This window comes from Flavobacterium adhaerens, assembly GCF_040045115.1.
GTDB lineage: Bacteria > Bacteroidota > Bacteroidia > Flavobacteriales > Flavobacteriaceae > Flavobacterium > Flavobacterium adhaerens.
Genome location: NZ_JBDLZX010000007.1, coordinates 107983 through 126477, shown reverse-complemented (window position 1 = coordinate 126477; position 18495 = coordinate 107983). Strand labels below are relative to the sequence as shown.

The window sequence follows — 18495 nt, the reverse complement described above, 5'->3', positions numbered from 1 at the left end:
TCCTTTACCTTTACCCATACGTACCTCAAGAGGTTTCTTAGTGATAGGTTTGTCTGGAAATATTTTAATCCATAATTGTCCCTCTCTCTTCATATAACGAGTTGCAGCAATACGAGCTGCTTCGATTTGACGAGAAGTTAAGAACATTCCATCTTCATGTACAGATTTAATACCAAACATTCCATTAGAAAGTTCATGCCCTCTTTGGGAATTACCTTTCATTTTACCTTTTTGTACCTTACGGTATTTTGTTCTTTTAGGCTGTAACATTTTTCTTTAATTTAAAAATTACTTTCTTTTACGAGCGTCAGATTTACCACCTTTATTGAAAGGTTTTCTATCTCCTCTTGGAGAATCACCACCTTTACCGCTAGCTTGTTTTTTATCCATTCCAGCAAGTGGAGAAAGATCTCTCTTTCCGTAAACTTCACCTTTCATGATCCATACTTTGATACCCATTCTACCATAAGTAGTATGCGCTTCAGCCAAAGCATAATCAATATCAGCTCTGAAAGTTGATAGAGGAATTCTACCTTCTTTGAAACCTTCTGAACGAGCCATCTCAGCACCATTCAAACGACCAGAAATCAAAACTTTGATACCTTCAGCGTTCATACGCATAGAAGCAGCAATAGCCATTTTGATTGCACGTCTGTAAGAAATACGACTTTCAATTTGACGACAGATGCTTGTAGCAACTAGATACGCGTCAAGCTCAGGTCTTTTAATTTCAAAGATGTTAATTTGAACCTCTTTGTCTGTAATTTTCTTAAGTTCTTCTTTTAACTTGTCTACCTCTTGTCCACCTTTACCGATAATAATACCAGGTCTAGCAGTAGTGATAGTAACGGTTACAAGTTTCAAAGTTCTCTCGATAATTACTTTTGATACACTAGCTTTTGATAAACGAGCATGGATATACTTTCTGATTTTTTGATCTTCGGCTAATTTATCACCGTAATCATTTCCACCATACCAGTTTGAGTCCCATCCTCTGATGATACCAAGTCTATTTCCAATTGGATTTGTCTTTTGTCCCATGCTGCTTAAGAATTGCTTTGTGTGTTATTGATAGCTCCTAACACGATTGTAACGTGGTTAGAACGTTTTCTTATTCTGTGTGCTCTACCTTGTGGCGCTGGACGAAGTCTTTTCAACATCATTCCACCGTCTACACGGATTTCTTTAACAAATAATCCAGCTTCTTCAAGATTTCCTTCACTATTTTTCTGTTCCCAGTTATTGATTGCAGATAATAATAATTTCTCTAATTTTCTTGAAGCTTCTTTTGAGCTGAATCTTAAAATGTTAAGTGCTCTTTCTACCTTCTGACCTCTTACCAAGTCCGCTACTAAGCGCATTTTTCTAGGTGAAGTAGGGCAGTTATTCAATTTTGCGAAAGCAATAGACTTATTAGCCTCTTTTCTCGCATCTGCTGTTTCTCTTTTACGAACTCCCATTGCTTCTTATTTTTTACCTTTATTTTTTGCTCCAGCATGACCTCTAAAAGATCTAGTTGGTGAAAATTCTCCTAATTTGTGACCTACCATGTTTTCAGTAACGTAAACTGGTACAAATTGACGTCCGTTGTGAACTGCGATAGTTTGTCCAACAAAATCTGGTGTAATCATAGAAGCTCTAGACCAAGTCTTAACTACTCCTTTATTTCCACCTGCAATGTTTTCTTCAACTTTCTTTTCTAACTTATAATGAACGAAAGGTCCTTTTTTTAATGAACGTGCCATATCTTATTATTTCTTTCTACGTTCTACGATATACTTGTTACTCGGGTTTTTCTTAGAACGAGTTCTATAACCTTTAGCTGGCAATCCGTTTCTTGAACGTGGATGCCCTCCAGAAGAACGTCCTTCACCACCTCCCATAGGGTGATCAACTGGGTTCATCGCTACTGGTCTAGTTCTAGGTCTTCTTCCTAACCATCTTGTTCTACCTGCTTTTCCAGACACAACTAATTGATGATCAGAGTTAGAAACTGCTCCAATTGTTGCTGAACAAGTCAACAAAATCAATCTTGTTTCACCTGATGGCATTTTAATTGTCGCATATTTTCCGTCTCTTGCCATTAACTGAGCAAAAGTTCCAGCAGAACGAGCGATAACCGCTCCTTGCCCTGGACGTAACTCAATACAAGATATAACAGTTCCCAAAGGAATTCTGCTTAAAGGTAAAGTATTTCCAATTTCTGGTTGAGCTTCTGGCCCTGAAACTACTTTCTGACCAACTTTCAATCCATTTTGAGCAATTATATACGTTTTTTCACCATCAGCATAAGCCAATAAAGCAATAAAAGCTGTACGGTTTGGATCATATTCAATTGATTTCACTGTAGCTGGAATTGCTTCTTTTGTACGTTTGAAATCAATAATACGATATCTTTGTTTGTGACCACCACCCGTATAACGCATGGTCATCTTTCCTTGACTATTTCTACCTCCAGAGTTTTTTATCGGTGCTATCAAAGAGCGTTCCGGCTTATCAGTTGTAATAGCGTCATAACCATTCACAACTCTAAAACGCTGACCTGGGGTAATAGGTTTTAATTTTCTTACTGACATTGTATCTTAGATATTGTTGTAAAAATCAATTGTTTCTCCTTCTTGTACTTGTACAATCGCTTTTTTAATAGCGTTTGTCTTTCCACTGATCAAACCACTTTTAGTGTATTTAGTAGTTCTATCCGGTCTTACATTCATCGTATTAACACTCAAAACATTAACTCCATAAGCAGCCTCAACAGCTTTCTTAATTTGAATTTTGTTTGCTTTTCTGTCAACAACGAATCCGAAGCGGTTTAAAACTTCACTTTCTTTGGTTACTTTTTCTGTTACTATAGGTTTTATTATGATGCTCATATCCTATTATTTACTTAAATTTTCTTCAATTACCTCCAAAGAACTCTCCAAAAGCACTAAATTATTAGCATTCAAAATAGCGTAAGTACTTAATTCATTACTACTTACAACATTCGAAGCCTTTAAATTACGAGACGACAAATATACGTTTTTATTCGTATCACCCAACACAAATAAAGATTTTTTATTTTCTAACTCTAAAGCTTTCAAAACTTTAATGAAATTTTTAGTGTTTGGTGTTTCAAAATTAAAGTCCTCAAGCACGATAATGTTAGACTCTTTTGCTTTAATTGAAAAAGCAGATTTTCTAGCTAAACGCTTCAAATTTTTATTCAATTTGAAAGAATAACTTCTTGGTCTTGGACCAAAAACAGTTCCTCCACCTTTAAACAATGGACTTTTTGCACTACCCGCACGAGCAGTACCAGTTCCTTTTTGTTTTTTTATCTTACGAGTACTTCCCGCAACTTCAGCTCTTTCTTTAGCCTTATGCGTACCTTGACGTTGATTCGCCAAATATTGCTTTACATCAAGATATACAGCGTGATTATTTGGCTCTATACCGAATACTGAGTCAGAAAGCTGAACTTTTCTCCCAGTATCTTTTCCGTTAAAATCTAATACTTTTGCTTCCATTACTTCTGAATGATTACATAAGAGTTTTTATGACCAGGAACACATCCTTTTACTACAAGAAGATTCTTGTCTGCCACTACTTTTAAAACTCTAAGGTTTTGAACTTTTACATTTTCTCCTCCTGTTCTTCCAGCCATACGCATTCCTTTGAATACTCTAGATGGATAAGAAGAAGCCCCTACAGAACCTGGCGCTCTTAAACGGTTATGTTGACCATGAGTAGCTTGACCTACACCACCAAAACCGTGACGCTTCACAACCCCTTGAAAACCTTTACCTTTAGACACACCTTGTACATCCACAAATTCCCCTTCTTCAAAAATAGAAACCTCAATAAGATCTCCTAATTTTTGTTCAGTTGCAAAATCTTGAAATTCAACGACTTTTTTCTTAGCAACAGTTCCAGCTTTTTTAAAGTGCCCTAAAGCAGCTTTTGTGGAATGTTTCTCGTTTTTGTCATCGAAACCAAGCTGCAACGCTTCATACCCGTCAACACCTTTGGTTCTGACTTGGGTAACAACACATGGACCAGCTTCAATTACTGTACAAGGAATATTTTTCCCGTTTTCATCGAAAATACTAGTCATGCCGATTTTTCTACCAATTAACCCAGACATAAATATTAATTATTAATTATTAAATATAAATATAGAACGCAGCTTTTAAGCAAATCCTATTTTTTTTTACGAGGTGCAAAGATATAACTTATTTACACACAAACCAAAAAATATTTTTTACCTAAAAACAGCGTTCCTTTTTACTCTAAAAGTACTTAAACTTTAATCTCTACTTCAACTCCACTTGGTAATTCAAGCTTCATTAAAGCATCGATTGTTTTAGATGAAGAAGAATAAATATCAATTAATCTCTTATATGACATCACTTCGAACTGCTCTCTTGCCTTTTTATTTACGTGCGGTGAACGCAATACTGTAAAAAGTTTTTTGTGTGTTGGCAATGGTATTGGACCTGTCACCACAGCACCAGTAGTTTTTACTGTTTTTACAATCTTTTCAGCAGACTTATCTACCAACATATGATCGTAAGATTTTAGTTTTATTCTGATTTTTTGACTCATTTTCCTTAAAATTAAGCGTTACCTTTTGCTTTTTTGATTACTGCTTCTGAAATATTAGAAGGCGTTTCTGCATAATGAGAAAACTCCATAGTAGATGTCGCTCTACCAGATGACAATGTTCTTAATGTAGTAACATAACCAAACATCTCTGCCAAAGGAACATCCGCCTTAATAGTTTTCGCTCCGTTTCTATCACCCATATCATTTACTTGACCTCTACGACGGTTCAAGTCTCCTACAATATCACCCATATTTTCTTCCGGAGTAATAACTTCTATTTTCATGATTGGCTCCAAAACCACAGCACCAGCAGCTTTCGCTACCTCTTTATACCCTAATCTAGCCGCTAATTCAAAAGAAAGAGCATCAGAATCTACAGGGTGGAAAGAACCGTCTAACAAAGTAACCTTCAAACTATCTACAGCATATCCTGCCAAAGGACCAGTTTTCATCGCTTCGCGGAAACCTTTCTCTACAGCTGGAATATACTCTTTAGGAACATTACCTCCTTTTACCTCATTAACAAACTGAAGCCCCATTGGAACTTTTCCATCAACTTCATCAGCAGGCTCTAAACGGAATACAATATCCCCAAATTTACCACGACCTCCAGATTGTTTTTTATAAACCTCTCTGTGTTGTGCAGATTTAGTAAACGCTTCTTTGTACTCTACCTGAGGCTCTCCTTGATTAACCTCTACTTTAAACTCACGTTTCATACGATCAACCAAGATATCCAAGTGAAGCTCACCCATACCAGAAATAATAGTTTGACCTGAAGCTTCGTCCGTTCTCACCGTAAATGTTGGATCTTCCTCTGCCAATTTAGCCAAAGCCATACCCATTTTATCAACGTCAGCTTTTGTTTTTGGCTCAATAGCAATACCAATTACAGGATCAGGGAATTTCATAGACTCAAGTATAATTGGATGTTTCTCATCCGCCATTGTATCTCCAGTCTTAATATCTTTAAATCCTACAGCAGCCGCAATATCACCAGCTTCGATGTATTCGATTGGATTTTGCTTATTAGCATGCATTTGGTAGATACGCGAAATTCTTTCTTTATTTCCAGAACGAGTATTCAAAATATAAGAACCAGCATCTAAACGTCCTGAATAAACACGGAAGAAAGCCAAACGACCAACATAAGGATCGGTAGCAATTTTAAACGCTAAAGCAGCAAACGGCTCTTTTACATCAGGACGACGCAAGATTTTAGTTTGATCCTCTTCCAACAAATCAGCATCATCAGGATGAATTCCCTCTATACCTTCTTTATCCAAAGGAGATGGTAAATACTTACAAACTGCATCCAACATAAATTGAACACCTTTGTTTTTGAAAGACGAACCAGCCAACATCGGAATGATAGCCATATCAATAGTAGCAGCTCTTAATGCATTATTAATTTCATCTTCTGTAATAGAGTTTTCATCTTCCATGAATTTCTCTAACAAATTCTCGTCGTAAGTAGCAATTTCCTCAATAAGAATAGAACGATAATGCTTCACTTCATCAACCATATCAGCAGGGATATCAACAATATCGAAAGTAGCTCCTTGCGTTTCATCATGCCATATAATTGCTTGATTTTTTACCAAGTCAACAATACCTTTAAAATCTGCTTCATCTCCAATAGGCAAAGTAATTGCAACCGCATTCGATTTCAACATATCTTTAACCTGGCCGCAAACATTTAAGAAGTTCGCTCCTTGACGGTCCATTTTATTAACAAATCCCATACGAGGAACTCGGTACTGATCCGCAAGTCTCCAGTTTGTTTCAGACTGAGGCTCAACACCATCAACCGCACTAAACAAGAAAACCAAACCATCCAACACACGCAAAGAACGATTTACCTCTACAGTAAAATCAACGTGCCCAGGAGTATCGATAATATTAAAGTGATATGATTTAGATTCTGGTAAAACTTTACCTTGCTCAGTTGGAAAATTCCATTCACAAGTTGTTGCAGCAGAAGTAATTGTAATACCTCTTTCCGCTTCTTGCTCCATCCAGTCCATTGTTGATGCACCGTCGTGAACCTCACCTATTTTATGTGTTTTCCCTGTATAGAATAATATACGCTCTGTTGTTGTTGTTTTACCAGCATCAATATGAGCAGCAATTCCTATATTTCTTGTATATTTAAGATCTCTAGCCATTTCTTTAAGAATTAAAATCTAAAGTGAGAGAAAGCTTTATTAGCTTCTGCCATTTTGTGAGTATCCATTCTTTTCTTAACAGCAGCTCCTTCTTCTTTAGCAGCAGCTAAACATTCTGAAGCCAATCTCTGAGCCATTGATTTTTCGTTTCTTCTTCTTGCATAAAGAATCAACCATTTCATAGCCATAGAAATTTTTCTGTCTGGTCTGATTTGCATTGGAATTTGGAATGTAGCTCCACCTACTCTACGACTACGTACTTCTACGTGAGGCATAACATTAGTTAAAGCATCTTTCCAGATTTCTAATGAAGTTTTTTCGTCATTTTGCTTTTTAGTTTCAATGATGTCAATTGCATCATAAAAAACTTTAAAAGCTGTTGATTTCTTACCGTCCCACATTAAGTTGTTTACAAAACGCGTTACCAATTGGTCATTAAACCTTGGATCTGGTAAAAGTGGTCTTTTCTTTGCCGCTCTTTTTCTCATGTCTTTGTTTTTTTTACGCAGTTGCGATAAATCGCATCTTTACGTGAGTTGATTTACTTTTTAGCTTCTTTTGGACGTTTTGCACCATATTTTGAACGACGTTGCGTTCTTCCTGCTACACCTGATGTATCAAGCGCACCACGAACAATGTGATACCTAACTCCTGGTAAATCTTTTACTCTCCCGCCTCGCACTAATACTATCGAGTGCTCTTGTAGATTATGTCCTTCACCTGGGATGTAAGCATTTACCTCATTTCCATTAGTCAAACGCACACGCGCTACTTTACGCATTGCAGAGTTTGGTTTTTTTGGAGTAGTTGTGTAAACACGAGTACATACACCACGACGTTGTGGACAAGAATCTAAAGCAACCGATTTACTCTTCTTAGTGATCTGAGTTCTTCCTGTTCTTACTAATTGTTGAATAGTTGGCATAATTAAATACTAAAAATTACTTGTTTATAAAATTCCCGCTTTTTACGGGGTTGCAAATGTAGAAAATATTTTTCACTCTACAAACCTTAATCAATTTATTTTCAGCATAAGTAAACAATTACCTCTTAAATTAAAAAAAAATAAAAAATCTTTATAGCACAAAAAACAAAACAACACTCAAACAAACATTTTTTTCAACAAATAAATAATATTTACGTTACTTTTATCAAAAAAGCACAAAATTGAAATCCAAAATTCTCTTTCTATTTTTTTTTCTCAGCTATTTATCTTCAACAGGTCAAAATCTAACGTTGAAAATAAACGGAAAAACAACAAGTGAAACCAAAACAATAGACTCCATCGGATACACCACACAACACCAAAGCACAAAAAAAATATTCGATGAAATAGAGACCATAAGCATTAAACTAACCGAAAAAGGCTATATCAACAATCAAATCATAAAAAAAAACAAAGAAAACGATAGTATATACACGGCAATAATTTCACTTAAAAAGAAAATAAAACACATACATATATATATAGGTACAAAAAACAAACCCTATGTAGATTTTTTCAACGAACCAGAAAGCGACTCTATAACACTACCCTACACTGGAGTTAAAGCCTTTTTAGAACACACTCTTCAAAACCTAGAAACCAAAGGTTATGCTTTTTCAAAAGTACAACTTATAAATTTCCAACAAAAAGAACAAAACCTATATGCCGACTTATCAATTTCTGTAAGCGAAAGAAGACGCCTCTCTAACATCGAAATAAAATATTCAAACCCGAAACAAAAAAAACTTTTTCCAAAAGGAGCAGAAAAACAAATTGATAAAAAATACAAAAACAATATTTTCAATCAGGAAATAGTAAAACAAATCTACAATGACTTTGAAAAATTTAGTTTTATCAAACAAGTCAAACCACCAGAAATCCTATTTACAAAAGACACTTCAAAAGTTTTTGTTTATTTAGAAAAAAGAAAAGCTAATAATTTCGATGGTTATTTAGGATTTAACAACACAGAGAATAAAAAAATTAGATTCAATGGCTACTTAAACCTCACCCTTGTAAACACACTTAAATACGGAGAAGAAATAACCATCTATTGGAAAAACAACGGAAACAATCAAAGACAATTTGATGCAAGTCTAAACATCCCATATTTATTCAATAGTCCAATCACATTAAAAGGACTAATCAACATTTTCAAACAAGACAGTATTTTTCAAAATACAAAAACATCGCTACAAATAGGCTATCTCTTAAACTACAACAAAAGACTTTACCTTGGCTACGAATCAACAGAATCAAGCGACATTCAAAACCTAAATACACAAAATTTAACCGATTACAAAAACACATTTTACACCGCATCCATAGAATTCAAGAAAAACAATTCCAACAATGAATTAATACCAGTAAAATCAAGTTTAGATTTAAACATTGGAACAGGAAAAAGAACCACAACTTCCAACTCATCATTGACGCAAAATTTTGTAAATTTTAACATAATGAATAATTTTTACATTAGTAAGAAAAATATTGTAAATATTAAAAGTCAAAATTATTTTCTAAAAAGCAAAAACTACATTATAAATGAACTATATCGTTTTGGAGGAATTAACTCTGTAAGAGGTTTCTCAGAGAATAGTTTACAGGCTAATTTAATGATTGCATTAATTACAGAATACAGATATTTAATTTCGTCAAACTTATATTTCAATTCAATTTTAGATTATTGTTACAGCGAAGATCCAATAACTTTAAACGATACACAAAAAAACAACCAGCTACTAGGCATAGGACTAGGTTTAGGAGCAATTACAGCAAATGGTTTATTAAAGTTTACTATAACAAATGGAAAGACAACTAATGAAGAAATAAAATTTTATAACACAAACATAACTATAAGTTATAATGTTAAATTTTAACCTTAACAAAAAAAAAGAGTTTGAGATATTAGGATTGTTAACAAATTATTATGATTTTTGCGATACTAATTCAAAATATTTAAAAATGAAACTAAATTTCAATGGATTCCTAGTACTTTTATTAGTACTAGTAGCGCAATTGACTTTTGCGCAAGAAAGATCTGTTTCAGGAGTTGTTTCTGACAATGCAGGTATGCCTTTACCAGGTGTAAGTGTATTAGTGAAAGGAACAAAAACTGGAACTCAAACAGATTTTGATGGTAAATATACTATCAAAGCTCAACCAAGCGATGTTTTGCAGTTCAGCTACATCGGTATGAAATCTACAGAGAAATCTGCAAGTTCAACAACACTTAACGTAAGCATGGCAAGTGAATCAGTTGCACTTGAAGGAGTAGTCGTGACTGCTTTAGGTATCAAAAGAAAGCCAAAAGAACTTTCTTATGCAATTGAAAACCTTAAAGGGGAAGAGCTTACTAAAACAAAAGCAGTAAACGTAGCTACTTCATTAGCAGGTAAAGTTTCGGGTTTACAAGTAAACGTTACTAACAATGGTGTTAACCCAAGTACAAGAGTTGTATTAAGAGGTAATAGATCATTACTTGGAAACAATGAAGCACTTATTGTTATTGATGGTTTTCCATCATCAAGGGGAGCGCTTGATCGTATCAACCCAAATGACATTGACAATGTAACAGTTTTAAAAGGCGCAAATGCTTCTGCATTGTATGGTTCTGAAGCAGCGAATGGTGTAATGGTAATTACAACTAAAAAAGGTAATGGAAAACTAACCATTACTTATAACAGCTCTCTTCAAATGGAAAGTGTTGCCTATTTACCTGAAATTCAAACTGAATTTGGTGTAGGTGGATTCCCTGACGGAACTTTATACCCATTAGAAAATGTTAACTGGGGACCACGTTACGATGGTCGTATGGTAGATGCTAGTGAAACATTAAACGATGGATCTGTTTGGCAAGTTCCTTTTTCACCAATAAAAAACAACCATAAAAACTTTTTTGATACTGGTGTTTCTAAAAGACACGGTGTAGTTTTTAAAGGTGGTGATGAAAATAGTGATTTCTTATTCTCACTTGATCAAACTAATACATCAGGAGTTGTTCCAAAAGATACCTACAACAGAACTAATGCAAGATTAAAAGCAAGTAGAAAGTACGACAGACTAACTGTTGGTGGAAATGTTAGTTTCTTCAGATCTCATTCTAATTTAGTTGGAGAAGAAGCCGGAAGACAAGGTAGACCATTGTATTGGAATGTATTAAATACACCAGCACATATTCCTTTGGATCAAATGAAAAACTGGGAGACTGGAACTTTTACAAGAAACGAGGTTTCTTATTATAGATTTTACGAAAATCCATATTTTATAGTTGATACTCAAAGAGAAAAAACTAATTATGCTGAATTCAATATCTTGTCAAATATCGACTACAAATTCACTGATTGGTTAACAGCATCGATAAACACAGGATACACTAGTTACAATGAAGATTTCAAAAGAGAATTTGGAGCATATACTTATGCTTTCCATTTAGATCATGTATATTCTGAAATGGATCCTTATGGTGCAAAAACAGCTTCAAGAGTTATGAATGGCCAACGTTTTAATGGCGATTTCCTTCTTAAGTTTGACAAAAACATCAATGATGATTTCAATACTAAATTAACTTTGGGTGCCAATACTAGATTAACTTCACAAAATGAAGTATCAGTTAACGGAAGTAATCTAATTATTCCTGATTTTTATAATGTATCTACAAGAACTGAAGAATTAACAGGAGGAGAAGAAAAAACACAACTTAGAAGACAAGGAGTATATGGAGAATTTACTTTAGGTTTTAAAGATTATCTGTTTTTAAGTGCTACCGCTAGAAACGACTGGTCATCGGCTTTACCAAAAGGTAAAAATTCCTATTTTTACCCAGGAGGAGGTATCTCTTTTGTAGCTTCAAATGCTTTTCCAGGAATTAAAAGTGATAAAGGAATTGACATATTGAAAGCTACTGTCAACGTTACAAAAACAGGAAATGACCCAAGTGCCTATGCTATACAAAGTACATTTACTAATAGTAGGGAAACTGGTGAGGATCGTGAACAAGGTTTCCCTTATGGTACTACAACTGGACTATCACAAGGCAATAGAGACCCTGATATTGCTCTAAAACCTGAATTTACTCTATCAAAAGAATTTGGAATTGAATTAGGTTTATTTAGAAGCAGATTAATGTTCAATGGTGCTATCTACCAAACTAATTCAACTGATCAAATTACACCAATTAATACTTCTTTTGCCTCTGGAGCCTCTAGTATCTTAACTAATATTGGAGAAATTGAAAACAAAGGTATAGAGTTAGATTTAAAAGGAACAATCATTCAAACTCAAGATTTCTCATGGAAATTAGGAATTAATTACTCAGGATTCGATTCAAAAGTAGTTTCTTTATTTGACGGAGTTGACGAGGTAACAATAGGTGGATTTGCTTCTGCATCAGTTGTAGCTAAAGTAGGAGAATCTTATCCGTTAATTAAAACAACTTCTTATTTAAGGGATTCTGAAGGTAGAGTTATTGTTGGAGATAATGGAAACCCAATTCAAGATTCTGCGATGCAAATTCAAGGAAAAACAACTCCCGATTACATTGTAGGTTTAAATACTCAATTTTCATACAAAGGATGGACATTATATGCTGTAGCAGACTATAGAACTGGTGCTGTATTTTATAACAACCTAGGCGATGCATTAGAATTTACAGGTTTAACACAACACAGTGTTACTGCAGGAAGACAAGCATTCGTATTCCCTAACTCTTCTTATTCTGATGGAAACGGCGGATATATTGCAAACACAAATCGTTTAACTGATGGTGGTGGAAATGCTTTTTGGGATGAATACAATTTGGTTAAAGAAAATTATGTAACTGATGCAACAATTCTTAAATTAAGAGAACTTTCTTTGTCTTATGATTTTTCATCTGATTTTACAAAACAAATAGGTATTCAATCGATGAATATTGGTGCTTTTGGAAGAAATTTATTAACATTTAGACCAAAAGATAATGTTTATACAGATCCAGAATTCAACTTTACTACAGGAAACGCAGTTGGTATAAGTACTCAAGCGCAAACACCTCCTACTAGACAATACGGTCTAAATTTAAGCATAACTTTCTAATAAATAAATAAATATGAACACAATAAAAATCATAAAATCTTGCGCAGTACTATTTATAACTGCCTTGATTACAACAAGTTGTAGTGATTATTTAGATGTAAATGATAATCCTAATGATCCTAGTATATCAACCCCGAGTTTAACTTTACCTTTTGCTCAAAGAGATCTTGCTGATTTGAACGCTAGATCAATGACTTATTTAGGTCAATACTTTGCTTACAACTGGGCTACTCCATCTAACTGGTCTGCGAATCAAGAATTTTCAAGATACACAGTAACTTCTACTTTTTATTCTACAATTTTTGAAACTTCGTATGGTTCTATCCTTAAAAACCTTACTTATGTTTTAAATTACGGAACAGAAGGTGGTGCTGTAGATTACAGTGCTTACAAAGCAATTGCAACGACATTAAGAGGTTACCAATACCAATACTTGGTAGATCTTTATGGAGATGTTCCTTATACAGAGGCAAACCAAAGAAGTGCTAACATTACACCTAAATATGATGATGCAGAAACAATTTATAAATCAGTAATTGCTGAATTGACTTCAGCTGCTACTACTGCATTAAACTTGCCATTAAACGCTGAGAACCCAGAAACTCAAGATATTATTAATCATGGAGATATGGAAGCGTGGGCTCAATTTGCTAACACTATCAAATTAAGAATGCTTGTTCGTTTAAGCAACACTAATCAAGATGCTTATATCAAAGAACAAATTGCATTAATTGATGCGAATGGTGCTGGATATATTACTGCTGATGTAGCTACTAACCCTGGCTATAGCAATAATGAGTTCAAACAAAATCCTTTCTGGGATTATTTCAGAGCTTTTGGAACTGGTAATCAAACAGATAGAGGTGATTATACAGTTGCATCTGATTTTACTATCAACTATTTGACTACAACAAATGACCCACGTAGAAACAGATTATATGCGGCTTCTGCATCAGGTGCGGCTTATAAAGGTGCTCCACAAGTAACTACATTACCTGGAACTGGATTTACATCAAATGAGTTATCAAAAGTTGGTCCTGGTTTACTTAAAAGCGCTACTCAAGATCAAGCTATTATGACAGTAGCTGAGGCTTTATTTTTACAAGCCGAAGCAATCTCAAGAGGTTACATAGCTGGTGGAAATGCAGCTGCAAAAATTAAATACGAAGATGCAATCAAAGCTTCATTCACATTTTTAGGAGTACCAAATGCAGAAGCAGCAGCAACTGTTTACTATAACCAAGACTTTACTAATATATCTTGGAATTCTTCGCCAAATAAAATTGAAGCAATTATCAATCAAAAATGGATTGCTTTAAATGGAACAAATTCTATAGAATTGTGGATTGAAAAAACTAGAACTGGTTTCCCTACTGCAATGCCAATACCTGCTGAAGGAGGAGGAACTCGTCCTGTTAGATTACTTTATCCAGCATCTGAGATTGCAAGAAACTCAAATAATGTTCCTCCGCAAACTCCACAATCAGCTTTTACTGACAATCCTTTTTGGAAATAAAATACAAGAAATATGAAATATTTAAAAAACAACAGAAAGATTGCTTATGCAATCTTAGCAGTACTTTCTTTATCACTTAGCTCATGCTTATTAGATGACGAAGTTACTGATTTTGGTACAGGTCCAGTACTTGCAACATTTACCGACAATGAAACTGAAGTAAATATTATTAAAAACGATGCTAATACGCCAGTAGATTATGAATTTGAAATTTCATATGCTGGTGGAAGAAACGTTGCCTTAGACAAAGATGTAACTCTTACAATTGCAACTAGTCCTACATCTGAAGCTAAAGAAGGGGTAGAATTTGAATTACCAGTTAAAACTTTCACAATACCTGCTGGGCAAATGACAGCAACTGGATCTCTTACAATACTTACAGGTGATTTAGTACCATTTGGTTTTAAAGATATTGTTCTTGAAATCGTTGATTCATCAGTATCAATTTCTGAGAAAAACACAATTACAATTACCATAAAACCTTTAGGGAAAAATAGTTTAGCTGGTAGATATGAAGTAATTGAGAGTTCTTACTACAGAATTGGAGTTTCTACTCCAAGTAGTGCTGCACCAATTGGAGCCACAAGAGTTATAGAAGCGCTTAGTGAAACTTTATACAAACACACCGAGTATGTAGGTAATTTTTCTGGACAAACATGGTACTTCACAGTAGATGCTAACGATAATGTTACAGTTTTAACAAAAGATCCTTTTACTGGTGAGCCAACATTATTAAATGGAGTAGCTGCAATAAGTTGCGAGACTAATCCTGGAAGTTTAACAAATTCAAAATGTGGTTCTTCAAATATTGTTACAAGAACAAATGACAGACATGATATCATTAAATTAACTGTAGGTTATAATGCTGCTGCTCCTAGAGAATTCTACGAAGCTATACGCAGACTTGAATAATCTAAAGACATCAAGAAGTCTAATAACAAAACCATCAGCGAAAGCTGGTGGTTTTTTTTATACGAACCTTTTAGCTATCTTTGCCGCATGGAAAAAGAACATCAAATTTTTGGAATCAGGGCAATAATCGAGGCCATTCAAGCAGGTGCAACAATAGATAAAGTTTACATTCAGAAGGAAGCGAGTGGCGAACTTATGAAAGACTTAATGAAAGTAATGAAGCGCGGTAACATCAATTTTTCTTATGTTCCTGTAGAAAAACTAAACCGCTTAACTCCAAATAATCATCAAGGTGCAGTAGCAAGCATATCCCCTATTTCTTTTTTTGATTTGGAATCTTTAATAGAAACCGTAATTGAAAATGGTAAAAAACCTTTGTTTTTGATTTTGGATCAAGTTTCGGATGCGAGAAATTTTGGTGCTATTATCAGAACTGCAGAATGTACAGGAGTGAATGGTATTATTATTCAAAAAGCGGGTTCGGCTCCTGTAAATGGAGATACTGTAAAAACTTCAGCTGGTGCTGTATTCAACATTCCGATTTGTAAAGTGGAGCATATTAAAGATGCTATTTTCTTGTTGCAAGCTAGCGGCATAAAAACTGTTGCTGCAACTGAAAAAACAGAACAAAATATTTACGACATTTCTTTGAACGAACCCATCGCTATTATCATGGGATCTGAGGATCGAGGAGTAAATCCGTCGGTTCTTAAAATTGTTGATGAGAAAGCTAAATTACCTATGTTTGGATCAATCGGATCGTTAAATGTTTCTGTAGCCTGTGGGGCCTTTTTATACGAAGCCGTTAGACAAAGAGGTTAAAGACTGAAAATTTAAGAATAATAAACTAATATAAAATGAATCACGACTCTAGTTTTGATTCATTTTTTTCGTTTAGAGATTCTTGATTTTCTTTAAAATCATAAACTACATTGATATTAGGAAGAAAATAAAAATTAGATTCTTTAGGAAATTCTTCAATAATTTCGGGCTTGGGTAGATTTACAAAGTTTCCATTTTCATCAAATCGTTGCATGAATTTATCCTGAGATGGGTCATAATCTGGACGTTCCCATTCGTACTTTATTACTTTTTTATATTCAATTTTTTTATAGAAAAAAGTAAGCACGAAGCCAGTTATAAAACCTGACAAATGGCCTTCCCAAGAAATAGCTTCATCTACTTTTGGAAACACATACCAAATCATTCCGCCATAGACAATTACAACGGTTAATGACAAAGCTACTAGCCTATAATATCGTGTTTGAATACCCTTGAAAAAAATAAAAGAAAACAAAACATAAATTAATCCGCTTGCTCCTATATGGTAATTTTCTCTTCCGATTAACCAAGTTAAGCCTCCTGAAAATAAAATACCAAATACCACTATTCCGACAGCCTCATTTCGATAAAAATAGAATAATGCAGCCAAAAGCACTAGCAATGGAATAGAATTATTATAAAGATGTTCAATATCTGAATGGATGAAGGGACTGAAAAGAATACCTTGCAACCCAGAAAAAGTACCTGGTAAAATTCCGTTATCATAAAAATCGAAACCAAAACGAATTTGCAACCAATAAACAAACCAGAGGAATAACACAAAAAATAGTGGAACTCCTATTACCGAATTAGTAAATTTAAAATTATTTTCTTCCATAGTATGGATGGTAAATTTATGGCATAAATACTTCTTTTTAATACTAATCAAAAATGTATCCAAAGGTAATTTAATGCTATTTTGTCATAAAAATTACTTACTAAACCAATAGACTAGCCCAGATAGAAACGACATCCTTTACTTGCCTTCTTTAGGCAAGTAAAGATAAAGTGGATAGCTGGAAATAGCTTCGAATAAAAAACAGTATTTTTGCAAAAGCTCTTTCGATTTCAGATTGAAGATTAACGGTTTTAGATTTCAGATTTTAAACAAATGGAAGCACCACTAGCAGAACGCATACGCCCGCAAAAACTAGAAGAATATATCAGTCAGTCGCATTTGGTAGGCCCTAATGGCTCGTTGACACAACAAATTGCTAAGGGAATTATTCCTTCGTTGATTTTTTGGGGACCACCCGGGACAGGAAAAACGACTTTGGCTCAAATTATAGCACAAGAATCGAATAGACCTTTTTATGTTTTGAGTGCTATTAATTCGGGAGTTAAGGATATTCGGGATGTTATTGATAAAGCGAAGCAAAGTGGCGGTTTATTTACTGCCAAGAATCCGATTTTGTTTATTGATGAGATTCATCGTTTTAGCAAATCTCAACAAGATTCTCTGTTGGCTGCTGTTGAAAAAGGTTGGATTACCCTTATTGGTGCTACTACCGAAAATCCGAGTTTTGAGGTTATTCCCGCTTTATTGTCGCGTTGTCAGGTTTATGTGTTAAATGCTTTTACCAAAGACGATTTAGAACATTTATTGCATCGCGCAATGAAAATTGACAATTATTTGGCGACTAAAAATATAAAACTTAAAGAAACAGAGGCGCTGTTGCGTCTTTCGGGTGGTGATGGACGTAAACTATTAAATATTTTTGAACTGGTCGTAAACGCATCCTCTGAAAGCCAAATTTTAATCACTAATGAATTGGTTTTTAAATTAGTTCAACAAAATACTGTTTTGTACGACAAAAGTGGCGAACAACATTACGATATTATCTCTGCATTCATAAAATCGATTCGAGGGAGTGATCCCAATGGAGCGGTTTATTGGCTGGCAAGAATGATTGAAGGAGGAGAAGATGTAAAATTTATTGCCCGAAGAATGCTAATTGCTGCAAGCGAAGATATTGGCAATGCGAATCCAACTGCTTTAATAATGGCAAATAATACTTTTCAGGCAGTTACCACTATTGGATACCCAGAAAGCCGAATCATATTAAGCCAATGTGCGATTTATTTAGCCACTTCTCCGAAAAGCAATTCAGCTTATTTGGCAATTGGAATGGCTCAACAAATTGTTAAACAAACTGGCGATTTATCGGTACCAATTCACCTACGCAATGCACCGACAAAATTAATGAAGGAATTGGGCTATGGCGATGAGTATAAATACTCGCATGATTATGCCAATAATTTTGCCGAACAGGAATTTTTACCAGACGAATTAAGCAATACTCCAATTTATGTTCCAGGTTCTAATTCTAGAGAAAATACAACTCGAGAATTCCTAAAAAATCGTTGGAAAGACAAATATGGATATTAAGACATAAAAAAAACTCTTGATGAAATTACCACCAAGAGTTTTT

Annotated in this window: 19 protein-coding genes; 6 read left to right on the top strand and 13 right to left on the bottom strand. The window is 34.5% G+C overall.

Features of this window, described 5'->3' with window-relative positions; translation table 11 throughout:
* The 12 genes from rplP to rpsL form a co-directional block, all read right to left on the bottom strand.
* Positions 1–270 (bottom strand): 50S ribosomal protein L16 (gene rplP, locus ABEB18_RS11285; RefSeq protein WP_348799411.1); only part of this gene is annotated, 270 nt, incomplete at its 3' end.
* 18 nt (positions 271–288) lie between these two features.
* Positions 289–1041: a 30S ribosomal protein S3 gene (rpsC, locus tag ABEB18_RS11280; protein WP_348799410.1), complete on the bottom strand. Its 753-nt coding sequence runs from the start codon at positions 1039–1041 to the stop codon at positions 289–291.
* A gap of 5 nt (positions 1042–1046) precedes the next feature.
* Positions 1047–1460 carry a 50S ribosomal protein L22 gene (gene rplV / locus ABEB18_RS11275; RefSeq protein ID WP_007803631.1) on the bottom strand — a complete coding sequence of 138 codons (414 nt, stop codon included), beginning with the start codon at positions 1458–1460 and terminating at the stop codon, positions 1047–1049.
* A gap of 6 nt (positions 1461–1466) precedes the next feature.
* Positions 1467–1745 (bottom strand): 30S ribosomal protein S19, encoded by a 279-nt coding sequence (gene rpsS, locus ABEB18_RS11270; RefSeq protein WP_024981511.1) that lies wholly within the window; start codon positions 1743–1745, stop codon positions 1467–1469.
* A gap of 6 nt (positions 1746–1751) precedes the next feature.
* Entirely contained in the window at positions 1752–2576 is an 825-nt protein-coding gene (rplB, locus tag ABEB18_RS11265) for a 50S ribosomal protein L2 (protein ID WP_348799409.1), read from the bottom strand.
* A gap of 6 nt (positions 2577–2582) precedes the next feature.
* Entirely contained in the window at positions 2583–2873 is a 291-nt protein-coding gene (gene rplW, locus ABEB18_RS11260; RefSeq protein ID WP_315262995.1) for a 50S ribosomal protein L23, read from the bottom strand.
* 6 nt (positions 2874–2879) lie between these two features.
* The gene (gene rplD / locus ABEB18_RS11255) at positions 2880–3509 is read right to left on the bottom strand and encodes a 50S ribosomal protein L4 (RefSeq protein WP_348799408.1); all 630 of its coding nucleotides are present in this window, start codon (positions 3507–3509) and stop codon (positions 2880–2882) included.
* Complete coding sequence (gene rplC, locus ABEB18_RS11250; RefSeq protein WP_348799407.1) at positions 3509–4126, bottom strand: 50S ribosomal protein L3; 618 nt, start codon at positions 4124–4126, stop codon at positions 3509–3511. The genes rplD and rplC overlap by 1 nt, the downstream gene beginning before the upstream one ends.
* A 155-nt stretch (positions 4127–4281) precedes the next feature.
* Positions 4282–4587, bottom strand: a complete 306-nt coding sequence (gene rpsJ / locus ABEB18_RS11245; RefSeq protein ID WP_007803605.1) for a 30S ribosomal protein S10 — start codon at positions 4585–4587, stop codon at positions 4282–4284.
* A gap of 11 nt (positions 4588–4598) precedes the next feature.
* Positions 4599–6755, bottom strand: a complete 2157-nt coding sequence (gene fusA / locus ABEB18_RS11240) for an elongation factor G (RefSeq protein ID WP_348799406.1) — start codon at positions 6753–6755, stop codon at positions 4599–4601.
* An 11-nt stretch (positions 6756–6766) separates the two neighbouring features.
* Positions 6767–7243, bottom strand: coding sequence for a 30S ribosomal protein S7 (rpsG, locus tag ABEB18_RS11235; protein ID WP_012022493.1), 477 nt, complete (start codon positions 7241–7243; stop codon positions 6767–6769).
* Between the two features lie 53 nt (positions 7244–7296).
* Positions 7297–7680, bottom strand: a complete 384-nt coding sequence (gene rpsL, locus ABEB18_RS11230) for a 30S ribosomal protein S12 (protein WP_007136570.1) — start codon at positions 7678–7680, stop codon at positions 7297–7299.
* A 311-nt stretch (positions 7681–7991) separates the two neighbouring features.
* Between rpsL and ABEB18_RS11225 the strand changes: the two genes are divergently transcribed.
* From ABEB18_RS11225 to rlmB, 5 genes are all read left to right on the top strand, one after another.
* Positions 7992–9620: a BamA/TamA family outer membrane protein gene (locus tag ABEB18_RS11225; RefSeq protein ID WP_348799405.1), complete on the top strand. Its 1629-nt coding sequence runs from the start codon at positions 7992–7994 to the stop codon at positions 9618–9620.
* Between the two features lie 85 nt (positions 9621–9705).
* Entirely contained in the window at positions 9706–12813 is a 3108-nt protein-coding gene (locus ABEB18_RS11220) for a SusC/RagA family TonB-linked outer membrane protein (protein WP_348799404.1), read from the top strand.
* 13 nt (positions 12814–12826) lie between these two features.
* Complete coding sequence (locus tag ABEB18_RS11215; protein WP_348799403.1) at positions 12827–14329, top strand: SusD/RagB family nutrient-binding outer membrane lipoprotein; 1503 nt, start codon at positions 12827–12829, stop codon at positions 14327–14329.
* Positions 14330–14341: 12 nt separating this feature from the next.
* A complete protein-coding gene (locus ABEB18_RS11210) occupies positions 14342–15241 on the top strand; it encodes a hypothetical protein (protein ID WP_348799402.1) in 900 nt (299 codons plus the stop codon).
* Between the two features lie 87 nt (positions 15242–15328).
* Positions 15329–16063, top strand: a complete 735-nt coding sequence (gene rlmB / locus ABEB18_RS11205; protein ID WP_348799401.1) for a 23S rRNA (guanosine(2251)-2'-O)-methyltransferase RlmB — start codon at positions 15329–15331, stop codon at positions 16061–16063.
* Positions 16064–16103: 40 nt separating this feature from the next.
* Here the strand turns inward: rlmB and ABEB18_RS11200 are convergent, their stop codons facing one another.
* Positions 16104–16901 (bottom strand): rhomboid family intramembrane serine protease, encoded by a 798-nt coding sequence (locus ABEB18_RS11200; protein WP_348799400.1) that lies wholly within the window; start codon positions 16899–16901, stop codon positions 16104–16106.
* 273 nt (positions 16902–17174) lie between these two features.
* On the opposite strand from ABEB18_RS11200, the gene ABEB18_RS11195 reads away from it, so the two are divergent.
* Entirely contained in the window at positions 17175–18452 is a 1278-nt protein-coding gene (locus ABEB18_RS11195; protein ID WP_348799399.1) for a replication-associated recombination protein A, read from the top strand.
* Positions 18453–18495: the final 43 nt, after the last annotated feature.

What these genes read in the sequence shown, in the direction of transcription:
- rplB (WP_348799409.1), bottom strand. Translation starts at nt 2,576, where the DNA reads ATGTCAGTAAGAAAATTAAAACCTATTACCCCAGGTCAGCGTTTTAGA.
- ABEB18_RS11200 (WP_348799400.1), bottom strand. Translation starts at nt 16,901, where the DNA reads ATGGAAGAAAATAATTTTAAATTTACTAATTCGGTAATAGGAGTTCCA.
- ABEB18_RS11220 (WP_348799404.1), top strand. Translation starts at nt 9,706, where the DNA reads ATGAAACTAAATTTCAATGGATTCCTAGTACTTTTATTAGTACTAGTA.
- rpsC (WP_348799410.1), bottom strand. Translation starts at nt 1,041, where the DNA reads ATGGGACAAAAGACAAATCCAATTGGAAATAGACTTGGTATCATCAGA.
- rplW (WP_315262995.1), bottom strand. Translation starts at nt 2,873, where the DNA reads ATGAGCATCATAATAAAACCTATAGTAACAGAAAAAGTAACCAAAGAA.
- ABEB18_RS11195 (WP_348799399.1), top strand. Translation starts at nt 17,175, where the DNA reads ATGGAAGCACCACTAGCAGAACGCATACGCCCGCAAAAACTAGAAGAA.
- rlmB (WP_348799401.1), top strand. Translation starts at nt 15,329, where the DNA reads ATGGAAAAAGAACATCAAATTTTTGGAATCAGGGCAATAATCGAGGCC.
- rpsJ (WP_007803605.1), bottom strand. Translation starts at nt 4,587, where the DNA reads ATGAGTCAAAAAATCAGAATAAAACTAAAATCTTACGATCATATGTTG.
- ABEB18_RS11215 (WP_348799403.1), top strand. Translation starts at nt 12,827, where the DNA reads ATGAACACAATAAAAATCATAAAATCTTGCGCAGTACTATTTATAACT.
- rpsG (WP_012022493.1), bottom strand. Translation starts at nt 7,243, where the DNA reads ATGAGAAAAAGAGCGGCAAAGAAAAGACCACTTTTACCAGATCCAAGG.
- rplC (WP_348799407.1), bottom strand. Translation starts at nt 4,126, where the DNA reads ATGTCTGGGTTAATTGGTAGAAAAATCGGCATGACTAGTATTTTCGAT.
- rplV (WP_007803631.1), bottom strand. Translation starts at nt 1,460, where the DNA reads ATGGGAGTTCGTAAAAGAGAAACAGCAGATGCGAGAAAAGAGGCTAAT.
- ABEB18_RS11210 (WP_348799402.1), top strand. Translation starts at nt 14,342, where the DNA reads ATGAAATATTTAAAAAACAACAGAAAGATTGCTTATGCAATCTTAGCA.
- rplD (WP_348799408.1), bottom strand. Translation starts at nt 3,509, where the DNA reads ATGGAAGCAAAAGTATTAGATTTTAACGGAAAAGATACTGGGAGAAAA.
- fusA (WP_348799406.1), bottom strand. Translation starts at nt 6,755, where the DNA reads ATGGCTAGAGATCTTAAATATACAAGAAATATAGGAATTGCTGCTCAT.
- rpsS (WP_024981511.1), bottom strand. Translation starts at nt 1,745, where the DNA reads ATGGCACGTTCATTAAAAAAAGGACCTTTCGTTCATTATAAGTTAGAA.
- rpsL (WP_007136570.1), bottom strand. Translation starts at nt 7,680, where the DNA reads ATGCCAACTATTCAACAATTAGTAAGAACAGGAAGAACTCAGATCACT.